At 71.5% G+C, this 10,218-nt stretch carries 7 protein-coding genes; 6 read left to right on the top strand and 1 reads right to left on the bottom strand.

The genetic code is table 11. The features are described 5' to 3' along the window. Window positions 1-46: 46 nt before the first annotated feature. From dprA to TSO221_RS29850, 4 genes are all read left to right on the top strand, one after another. Complete coding sequence (gene dprA / locus TSO221_RS29865) at window positions 47-1,168, top strand: DNA-processing protein DprA (RefSeq protein WP_109122155.1); 1,122 nt, start codon at window positions 47-49, stop codon at window positions 1,166-1,168. Between the two features lie 40 nt (window positions 1,169-1,208). Next, complete coding sequence (gene topA / locus TSO221_RS29860) at window positions 1,209-3,992, top strand: type I DNA topoisomerase (RefSeq protein ID WP_109122154.1); 2,784 nt, start codon at window positions 1,209-1,211, stop codon at window positions 3,990-3,992. Between the two features lie 159 nt (window positions 3,993-4,151). Further along, window positions 4,152-4,955, top strand: coding sequence for an EcsC family protein (locus tag TSO221_RS29855; protein WP_109122153.1), 804 nt, complete (start codon window positions 4,152-4,154; stop codon window positions 4,953-4,955). Window positions 4,956-5,018: 63 nt separating this feature from the next. Further along, window positions 5,019-5,258 (top strand): hypothetical protein, encoded by a 240-nt coding sequence (locus TSO221_RS29850; RefSeq protein ID WP_146208943.1) that lies wholly within the window; start codon window positions 5,019-5,021, stop codon window positions 5,256-5,258. On the opposite strand, the gene TSO221_RS29845 is transcribed toward TSO221_RS29850, so the two are convergent. After that, entirely contained in the window at window positions 5,255-5,896 is a 642-nt protein-coding gene (locus TSO221_RS29845) for a TIGR02117 family protein (protein ID WP_158284253.1), read from the bottom strand. The two genes, TSO221_RS29850 and TSO221_RS29845, sit on opposite strands and share 4 nt — an antisense overlap. 121 nt (window positions 5,897-6,017) lie before the next feature. Between TSO221_RS29845 and rnr the strand changes: the two genes are divergently transcribed. After that, complete coding sequence (rnr, locus tag TSO221_RS29840; protein ID WP_247878329.1) at window positions 6,018-8,267, top strand: ribonuclease R; 2,250 nt, start codon at window positions 6,018-6,020, stop codon at window positions 8,265-8,267. Between the two features lie 194 nt (window positions 8,268-8,461). Continuing rightward, window positions 8,462-10,003: a S41 family peptidase gene (locus TSO221_RS29835; RefSeq protein ID WP_247878328.1), complete on the top strand. Its 1,542-nt coding sequence runs from the start codon at window positions 8,462-8,464 to the stop codon at window positions 10,001-10,003. Window positions 10,004-10,218: the final 215 nt, after the last annotated feature.

Here is a 10,218-nt window from a genome sequence, read left to right as displayed (position 1 = left end):
ATTGCGTGTTGTCGATGACGGCGCATCGGTTGTATAAAATGGAAGCATGACACAACCGCGACGCCCGCTCACCGACGCCGAACGGATCGACTGGCTCCGCCTCATCCGCACCGAAAACGTCGGCCCCATCACCTTCCACCGGCTGCTGGAGCAGTACGGCTCGGCAAAGCGGGCGCTCGACGTGCTGCCGGACCTCGCCCGGCGCGGCGGACGGGCCAAGCCACTGAAGATCCCCGCCAAAACCGAGGCGGAGCGCGAACTCGCCGCCAACGCCAAGCTCGGCGCCAAGCTGCTGTGCTCCTGCGAGCCCGACTACCCCGAACCGCTGGCCGCCATCGACGACGCGCCGCCGGTGGTCTCCGTGCGCGGGCACGTCCACCTGCTGAAGCGGCGCGCGGTGGCGCTGGTCGGCGCCCGCAATGCCTCGTTGAACGGCAAGAAGTTCGCCGAGACCATCGCGCGGCAACTGGGCGAGGCCGGGCTGCTGGTGGTCTCCGGGCTGGCGCGCGGCATCGACACGGCGGCGCACAAGGGCTCGCTGGGCTCCGGCACCATCGCCGTCATGGCCGGCGGGGTGGACGTCGTGTACCCGGAGGAGAATCAGGGCCTCTACCGCGACATTGTGGCGCAGGGCGCGGTGGTTGCGGAAAGCTCGATCGGCACCCAGCCGCAGGCGCGCCACTTCCCGCGGCGCAACCGCATCATCTCCGGCTGCTCGCTGGGCGTGCTGGTGGTCGAGGCGGCGATGAAGTCCGGCTCGCTCATCACCGCCCGCATGGCGCTGGAGCAGGGGCGCGAGGTGTTCGCCGTGCCGGGTTCGCCGGCCGACCCGCGCTGCCAGGGCACCAACAACCTGCTGCGCCAGGGCGCCGCCCTGGTGGAGACGGTGGACGACGTGCTGCGCGTCTTCCAGCACCTCAAGGCCCCGCCGTTGCGCGAACGCCAGGGCGACCTGTTCGCGCCCTCCGCACCGCCGATTCCGGACGATGCGGACGTCGATCGGGCGCGCGGCATTGTTATCGAAAACCTCTCCCCCTCCCCCGTCGCCATTGACGAACTGGTCCGCGGGTGCCAATTGTCCGCACCGGTGGTGCTGACCGTCGTGCTGGAACTCGAACTGGCCGGCCGCGTGCAGCGCCTGCCGGGCAACCAGATCGCGCTGATCTGACAGCCGGTTCCACACGAGGCAGCATCGGGGCGAGGGGCTCTTGACGGGCAGCAACGTCGTCATCGTCGAGTCGCCGGCCAAGGCGAAGACCATCAACAAGTACCTGGGCGACGACTTCACCGTCCTGGCCAGCTTCGGGCACGTGCGCGACCTTCCGGCGCGCGACGGCTCGGTGCGGCCGGACGAGGACTTCGCCATGGAGTGGGAGCTGGGCGACCGCTCCAGGCGCCACATCGACGAGATCGCCAAGGCGGTCAAGGGCGCCAAGCGCGTCTACCTCGCCACCGACCCGGATCGCGAGGGAGAGGCCATCGCCTGGCACCTGTCGGAGCTGCTGAAGGAAAAGCGCCTGTCCGACAAGGTCGAGGTGCAGCGCATCACCTTCAACGAGATCACCAAGAACGCCGTGCAGGCCGCCCTCAAGGCGCCGCGCGACGTGAGCCGCGAGCTGGTCGACGCCTATCTGGCGCGCCGCGCGCTGGACTATCTGGTGGGCTTCACGCTGTCGCCGGTGCTGTGGCGCAAGCTGCCGGGCTCCAAGTCCGCGGGCCGCGTGCAGTCGGTGGCCTTGCGGCTGGTGTGCGAGCGGGAAGCCGAGATCGAGGCGTTCCGCCCCCAGGAGTACTGGAGCATCGACGTCGGCTTCACCACGCCGGCCGGCGCCGCCTTCAACGCATCGCTGACGCAGCTCGACGGCAAGAAGCTCGACAAGTTCGGCCTGCCCAACAAGGACGCGGCCGACAAGGCGGTCGTCAAGATCAAGGCGGCGGCCAGCTACACGGTCTCGTCGGTCGAGCGCCGGCAGGTGCGCCGCAACCCGTACGCGCCGTTCACCACCTCGACCCTGCAGCAGGAGGCATCGCGCAAGCTGGGCTTCGGGGCGACGCGCACCATGCGCCTCGCGCAGAAGCTGTACGAGGGCGTGGACATCGGCGGCGAGACGGTCGGCCTCATCACCTACATGCGTACCGACGGCGTCACGCTGTCGCAGGAGGCCATCGAGGCCTCGCGCCGCCTGATCGGCGAGCATTGGGGTGAGAAGTACGTCCCGGCCGCGCCCCGCGTCTACAAGACCGCCGCCAAGAACGCCCAGGAGGCGCATGAGGCGATCCGCCCGACCGACCTGTTCCGCCGCCCGGAGGTGGTCTCCGCCTACCTGGAGAAGGACGAGCTGCGCCTCTACGAGCTGATCTGGAAGCGCACGCTGGCCTCGCAGATGGAAAGCGCGGTGCTCGACCAGGTCTCGGTGGACCTGGCGTCGACGACAAAGGACGTCGTGCTGCGGGCCTCCGGCTCGATCCTGGTGTTCGACGGCTTCATGCGCGTCTACCAGGAGGACAAGGACGACGCGGCGGACGACGACCAGGACCGCCGCCTGCCCGCCATGGCCGAGCGCGACGCCCTGACCCGCGGCCCCATCGAGCCCGCCCAGCACTTCACCCAGCCGCCGCCGCGCTACACCGAGGCGAGTCTGGTGAAGAAGCTGGAGGAGTTGGGCATCGGCCGCCCCTCCACCTACGCCTCGATCCTGCAGGTGCTGCAGGACCGCGAATACGTGCGCCTGGATAAGCGCCGGTTCGAGCCGTCCGACCGCGGCCGGCTGGTCACCGCGTTCCTGAAGAACTTCTTCAACCGGTACGTGGAGTACAACTTCACCGCCGACCTGGAGAACCAGCTGGACGAGGTGTCCGGCGGGCGGATCGACTGGAAGACGGTGCTGCGCGAGTTCTGGAGGGCGTTCTCCGGCGCCGTCGAGGGCACCAAGGACCTGACCATCACCCAGGTGCTGACCGCGCTCGACGAGGAGCTGGGCCAGCACTTCTTCCCGGCCGGCTCGGGCAACGGCGGGGTGGACCCGCGGGTCTGCCCGCAGTGCGGCAAGGGGCGGCTGGGCCTCAAGCTCGGCAAGAACGGCGCCTTCATCGGCTGCAACAACTACCCGGAGTGCCGCTACACGAGACCGCTGGCCGTCGCCAACGACGAGAACGGCCAGGAGCAGGAGGGCCCGCGCGACCTCGGCGACGACCCGGAGACCGGCCTGCCGGTCACCGTCCGCCGCGGCCCCTACGGCGTCTACGTCCAGCTCGGCCCGCCGCGCGGCCATGAGGAGAAGCAGGCCGAGGAAAAGAAGGCCGCCGAAGAAGAGAAGGCCAAGAGCGGCAAAAAGCCGAAGAAGGCCAAGGACGACACGCCGAAGCCGAAGCGCGTCTCGCTGCCGCGCGGCATGGCGCCGGCCGATATCGAGCTGGAGACGGCGCTGGCCCTGCTGGCGCTGCCGCGCGTGGTGGGCAACCACCCGGAGACCGGGCAGGAGATCCAGGCGGGTATCGGCCGCTTCGGCCCGTACCTGAAGCACGGCACCATGTACAAGTCGCTCACCCCCGACGACGACGTGCTGACCGTCGGCATGAACCGGGCGGTGGACCTGCTGGGCGAGGCGGCGAAGAAGGCCAGCACCCCGGCGGTGGCGCTGGGCAACCACCCGAAGACCGGCAAGCCGGTGACCACCGGCTCCGGCCGCTTCGGCCCGTATGTCAAGCACGGCTCGCTCTACGCGTCGATCCCCAAGGGGACCGACGCGGCGACGCTGACGCTGGCCCAGGGGCTGGAACTCCTGGCCGCCAAGGAGGCCAAGGACGCCGCCAAGAAGGGCAAGGCGCCTGCCGAGGCGGAGGCTCCGGCCGAGGAGAAGAAGGCGGCTCCCAAGGCGCCCACGAAGGCGAAGGCGGGAACCAAGACCGCCGCCAAGGCGTCGACCACGAAGAAGGCCGCCGCCAACACCGACAAGCCGAAGGCGCCGGCCAAGAAGCGGGTGCAGGCATAAAGGGGAAAACCTCGCCAAGGCGGCGATGAAACACAGAGGCGCGGAGACACAGAGGAAGAAAATCCCCATGTTTCTCTGTGCCTCTGTGTCTCTGTGGTAAAGCCCCGCATCGCGAGGATCTCCCTCCGGTCCTGCGCCCCACCGCACTTTGGGGGCCCGATGACCATCGCCGTCGACGACCTGGAGGAGCTGCGCGTCGCCGTGCAGCGCCTGGAGAATCCGAGCCTCGCCGCCCGCCTCGCCTCGATGGTGGGGGCGCCGGTGGAGATGCTCGGCGGCGTGCTGCCGGAGAAGGCCAGGGCCGTCATCACCAAAGCCACCAGCACGGCGCTGGAGAAGGCGTTGCAGGTCGCGCTCGCCACCATGCGCGGCCAGACCGGCGGCCCGGCGGATCGGCTGCACAAGTCGGCGGTCGGGCTGTCGGGCGCCATGGGCGGGCTGTTCGGCCTGCCGGCGCTGGTGATCGAACTGCCGATCTCCACCACCATCATGCTGCGCTCCATTGCCGACATCGCGCGCTGCGAGGGCGAGGAGCTGCACAGCCCGGAAACCGCGCTGGCCTGCCTGCAGGTCTTCGCGCTGGGCGGCCGGTCGGAGAGCGACGACGCCATGGACGCCGGCTATTTCGCTGTGCGCGGCGCGCTGGCCCGCACCATGGCGCAGGCGGCGCAGGTGATCGCCGAGCGCGGCTTCATCGCCGAGGGGGCGCCGGTGGTGGTGCGCTTCCTCGGCGGCATCGCCGCGCGCTTCGGCGTCACCGTCGGGCAGAAGTTCGCCATGCAGGCGGTGCCGGTCATCGGCGCGGCCGGCGGGGCGCTGGTCAACCTCGCCTTCATCGACCACTTCCAGGACGTGGCGCGCGGCCACTTCACCGTGCGCCGGCTGGAGCGCAAGTACGGCGCCGAGACCGTCCAGGCCGCCTACGAGGCGCTGCGCGACGGCCAGCCGGTTCCCGTGAGCTAGACCACAGAATCGCCTGTTCGGTTCGGGCACGCTCGCGGGATCCATCACCCCATGGAGGCCGCCATGCGCCTGCTTGCCAGTCTGATCGCCGCGTCGATCGCCACCATTGTCCTCAGCGCCCACAACCGCCGGGCCGAGCTGCTCGCCGACCTCACCGTGCCGCGCGACGAGGGAATCGTCATCCGCGACGCCCAGGGCCGGCTGGTCGGCACCCTGGAACGCGAGGGCGATCGCAGCATCGCCCATGAAGCCCGCCGGATGGCGCGGGCGGCGCGGTTCATGCGGGTGTTCAAGGACCGCTAGCGGACCCAGCGCATCACCCCGCTCTCCAACGGCGTCCACACGCCCATGGTCACGCCCGCCGCCTTGAGCGCGCGGGCGGTCCATTGATTGCACGTGTCGAACGGGCTGTACGTCCCCACCGCCGGATAGAAGCGGTCGTCGCCCGCGTAGCTGGCGCCGAGCAGCGGCTGCACGGGCTCTTGGAACGTGGCGCGGACGAACGCGGCCAGGCGGCCGTACTGCCCCTCCCCCAGCATCAGCCGTCCGCAATCCGGGCTGCCGGCCGGCGAGGGCCGGTACTGCGCGTGGATGACGCTCGGCCCGCCCCCGAACACCGCCCGCCAAACGGTGTGCGGCTTCACGTCCGCCCAACGGCGGGTTTCCAGGTAGAACGCCTGATCGCCCCAACCGAACGCCACATGCGACGCCCCTGGATCGGCCAGGGGAAAGTCCGGGCGCAGCAACACCGCGGTCCAGTCCATGACGCCGGTCGTCGCCGGAAGCATCAGATCGGTGTGCACGCCATTGGTGCAGACGAAGATTTCCACGTCCCCGGTCGCCGCCGGCTCACCGGATGCGGGGATCAGCGGCAACGTCAGGGCCGCGACAGCGTAGGCGATCGGCACGCACAGGAGGGCAATGGCGAAGCGGCGCAGCATTTTCTCGACCCCGTCGGAACGCATCACTGGACGCTTAGCAATGTGGCGGCCATTGGGCGTTGGAATCCGCGTCGTCTGCCCATACCTTCCCGAGCACCTTTTCCCACCGCCGGATCGCCCGTTGCCCCCCTTCCCCACCAAGGACGCCGTCCTCGCCTTCATCCGCCAGAGCAGCGTGCCGGTCGGCAAGCGAGAGATCGCCCGCGCCTTCAAGCTGGGCGGCAGCGCCGACCGGGAACGCCTCAAGGATCTGCTGAAGGACCTGGAAGCCGACGGCGCCGTCGAGCGCGGCCGCGGCCGGCGCATGGCGCCGCCGCAGAGCCTGCCGGAGGTGGCCGTCCTGGAAGTCACCGGCGTCGATCCCGACGGCGAGGTGCTGGCCCGCCCGCTGACTTGGTCCGGCGAGGACGCCCCGCCGCGCATCTTCATGATGCCGGAGAAGAAGGGCCACCCGGCGCTGGCTGAGGGGGACCGCGTGCTGGCGAAGCTCTCCCGCCTCAACGACCGCCTGTACGAGGCGCGCACCATCCGCCGGCTGGAGGGCACCACCGGCCGGATCCTCGGCGTCTACCGCCTGGGGCCGGACGGCGGCCGGGTCGTCCCCACCGACCGCCGCAACAGGGCGGAGTTGCTGGTGCTGCCCGCCAACGCCGCCGGCGCGGCGGAGGGCGACTTGGTGCTGGTGGACGTGCTGCCGGCCACCCGCCTCGGCCTCGCACAGGGCCGGGTGGTGGAGGTGATCGGCCCGACCGCCGAGCCGCGGTCCGTGAGCCTGATCGCCATCCACACGCACGGCCTGCCCACCCTCTTCCCGCACGCCGCCGAACGCGAGGCGGAGCGCGCCAAGGTGCCGCCACTCGGCGACCGCGAGGATCTGCGCGCCGTCCCCCTGGTCACCATCGACGGCGCCGACGCCCGCGACTTCGACGACGCGGTGTTCGCCGAGCCCGACGACGACCCGGCCAACCCGGGCGGCTGGCACCTGATCGTCGCCATCGCCGACGTCGCCTACTACGTCCGCCCCGGCACCGCGCTGGACCGCGCGGCGTTCGAGCGCGGCAACTCCTGCTACTTCCCCGACCGCGTCGTGCCGATGCTGCCGGAGGCGCTGTCCAACGACCTGTGCTCATTGCGTCCGCAGGAGGATCGCGGCTGCCTCGCCGCGCATCTGTGGATCGGCGCCGATGGGGCGCTGAAGCGGCACCGCTTCACGCGCGCCCTCATGCGCTCCGCCGCCCGCCTGACCTACGAGCAGGTGCAGGCCGCCCGCGACGGCCGGCCGGACGACACGACCGAGCCCCTGGCGGCCGGCGTCATCGCGCCCCTGTACGCGGCGTACGCCTGCCTATGGACGGCGCGCGAGAAGCGCGGCACGCTCGACCTCGACCTGCCGGAACGGCGCGTACGGCTGGACGATTTCGGCCGGGTCGCGGAGATATCTCCGCGCGAGCGCCTGGACAGCCACAGGCTGATCGAGGAGTTCATGATCTGCGCCAACGTCGCCGCGGCGGAGAGCCTGGAGGCGGCCGGCGTGCCCTGCATGTACCGGGTGCACGACCAGCCCGCCCCCGACAAGCTGGAGGCGCTGCGCGAGTTCCTGGAAGGGATCGGCTACAGCCTCGCAAAGGGGCAGGTCCTCACCCCCGGCCATTTCACCCGCATCCTCAGGAAGGCGGCCGGCACGCCGGAGGCGCAGCTGGTGAGCGAGGTGGTGCTTCGCTCGCAGGCGCAGGCGGTGTACGCGCCGGACAACCTGGGGCATTTCGGGCTGGCGCTGCGCCGCTACGCCCATTTCACCTCGCCGATCCGCCGTTACGCCGACCTGGTCGTGCACCGGGCGCTGATCCGCGCGCACCGGCTGGGCGTCGGCGTGCTGGACGACGCGGCGGTGGCGCAGATGACCGACATCGCCGAGCACATCTCCTTCACCGAGCGCCGCGCCGCCGCGGCCGAGCGCGACGCCATCGACCGCTACACCGCATCCTTCCTGTCCGCGCACGTCGGCGCGACCTTCAGCGGGCGGATCACCGGCGTCACCCGCTTCGGCCTATTCGTCCGCCTCGACGAGAGCGGCGCCGACGGCCTCGTGCCGGCCAGCACCCTGCCCGACGACACGTACGAGCACCGGGAGCACGAGCACGCCCTGGTCGGCGAACGCTGGGGCCGGGTGTACCGCCTGGGCGCGCCGGTGAAGATCGCCGTGAAGGAGGCCGACCCGCTGACCGGCAGCACGCTGTTCGCCCTGCTCGACCGCGAGGGCGCCGATCTGCCGTGGCATTCCGGCAACACGCCCTCCGGAGGGCGCAAATCCGCCGTTCGCAGGGCTCATTCGAAACAGCGTGGCGGGCGCGCCACATCACGTGGGAAATAGGGCACGAGGCACTGCCGACCCAAAAATTGCGCAACACGGCGCCCTCCCGGAAGTGCTATTCCATACCCCCATCGAAGTGTGTCGGACCGGTGCGGGCGTGTCGCCCGCCGTACGTGCGGTCCGGCGTACGGGCGGAGGCGCGTTCGGCCGTCATGGGTATCGGGCATCGCGGATCAGCATCGCTGCGGCGGCACTTGGCCGTCCCCCTGGCCGCCCTGGCCTTCGCGGTCGGCTGCACCGGCGACGCGCCGAAGCAGGCCCTCGCCGCCCCGGCCGCCGCCGAGGCGCCAAGCCTGATCAGCGAACAAGTGTTTTCCGTGGGTTACGGCCGCATCGCCGAGGCCTATCTGCAGCCGGTCGACCTGCGCCAGCTCGGCACCGACGGGCTGAAGGCGCTCTCGACCATCGACCCCGCCATCAGCATCGGCCGCGAGAAGGACAGCGTACGCCTGTACGTGTCCGGCACCTCCGCCTTCGAGGCGCCGGCGCCGAAGCCCGGCGACGCCGCCGGCTGGGCCAATCTGACCGTCCGCGCGGTGGAGCGCGCCCGCCTGCACTCGGTCGCGCTGCGCGCCGCACCGGCGGAGCGGATCTACCAGACGGTCTTCGACGCGGTGGTCGGCGGACTGGACGGCTTCTCCCGCTACACCGGCGCGCAGCGCGCCACCGGCGAGCGCGCGCAGCGCGAGGGCTACGGCGGGGTCGGGCTGGCGCTGACGCCGGCCGGCGACCGCCTGCTGGTCAGTGAATCGCACGGACCGGCCGAACGCGCCGGCATCCGCCCCGGCGACGTGCTGCTGGCGGTGGACGGCGCCGCGGCCGGCGGCGACGAAACCGCGGTGGCGGAACGGCTGCGCGGTCCGACCGGCTCGCTGGTGCTGCTCACCGTCGGGCGCGACGGACAGGGTCCGCGCCGCCTGCCGGTCCGCCGCGAACGCGTCGTTCCCAACACGGTGGCCAGCGCCATCACCGCCCATACCGCCATCATCAAGGTGGAGCGCTTCAACGCCGGCACCGTCGCCAACCTGCGCGAGGCGGTGCTGAACGCGCGCGCCGCGCTGGGGCCGGCGGCGCACGGCATCGTGCTCGACCTGCGCGGCAACCCCGGCGGGCTGCTCGACCAGGCGGTCGCGGTGGCCGACCTGTTCATCCGCCGCGGCCGCATCATCACCACCGAGGGCCGCCACCCCGACAGCCGCCAGCGCTTCGAAGCGGCGCCCGACGACGTCGCCGACGGTCTGCCGCTGGTGGTGCTGGTGGACGCCCGCACGGCCAGTTCGGCCGAAGTGGTCGCCGCGGCGCTGCAGGACAGCGGGCGGGCGGTGGTCGTCGGTTCCGCCTCCTACGGCAAGGGCAGCGTGCAGACGGTCACCCGCCTGCCCAACGACGGCGAGCTGTTCCTGACCTGGAGCCGCATCTACACCCCGGCCGGCTACTCGCTGCACCGCCAGGGCGTCCAGCCCATGGTGTGCACCAGCGTGGACGGCCGCGCCGCCGACTCGCTGGTGGAGGAACTGCGCGGCGGCGGTGCCCGGCCGCACGCGGTGCAACTGGCCGGCTGGCGCGCCCAGGCCTCCAACGACGAGACCGCGCTGACCCGCCTGCGCGAGGCCTGTCCCTGGAAGGAACATGGCGCCGAGCTGGACGTCGAGGTCGCCAAGCGCCTGCTGGCCGAACCGCAGCTCTACCAGCGCGCCGTGGCCCTGGCCACCTCGTCGGCGGTGGCGGAGCGCTGAGGCTCGTCAAGCCCTCCCCCGCCTCCGGCGGGGGAGGGTTGGGGTGGGGGCAGCGGCTTGCCCGAGAATCAACGCCTGCCACCTCCGCCGCAGCCCCCACCCTCCCACTCTTCGAGCGGGCCCCTCCACCGGCCGCCCGCAAGTCGGGCGACCGCGCTCCGCCTACGATCGCCTTCGGCGCTCGTTGCCTTCGGCACCGGCTCCACGCCCCCGCC

Origin of the sequence: Azospirillum sp. TSO22-1 (genome assembly GCF_003116015.1) — a bacterium.
Taxonomy (GTDB): domain Bacteria; phylum Pseudomonadota; class Alphaproteobacteria; order Azospirillales; family Azospirillaceae; genus Azospirillum.
This window is presented reverse-complemented; position numbering and strand designations above follow the sequence as displayed.

Excerpts from the sequence above, each read along its gene's own strand:
- dprA (WP_109122155.1), top strand. The coding sequence starts at position 47 with ATGACACAACCGCGACGCCCGCTCACCGACGCCGAACGGATCGACTGG.
- TSO221_RS29855 (WP_109122153.1), top strand. The coding sequence starts at position 4,152 with ATGACCATCGCCGTCGACGACCTGGAGGAGCTGCGCGTCGCCGTGCAG.
- TSO221_RS29850 (WP_146208943.1), top strand. The coding sequence starts at position 5,019 with ATGCGCCTGCTTGCCAGTCTGATCGCCGCGTCGATCGCCACCATTGTC.
- TSO221_RS29845 (WP_158284253.1), bottom strand. The coding sequence starts at position 5,896 with ATGCTGCGCCGCTTCGCCATTGCCCTCCTGTGCGTGCCGATCGCCTAC.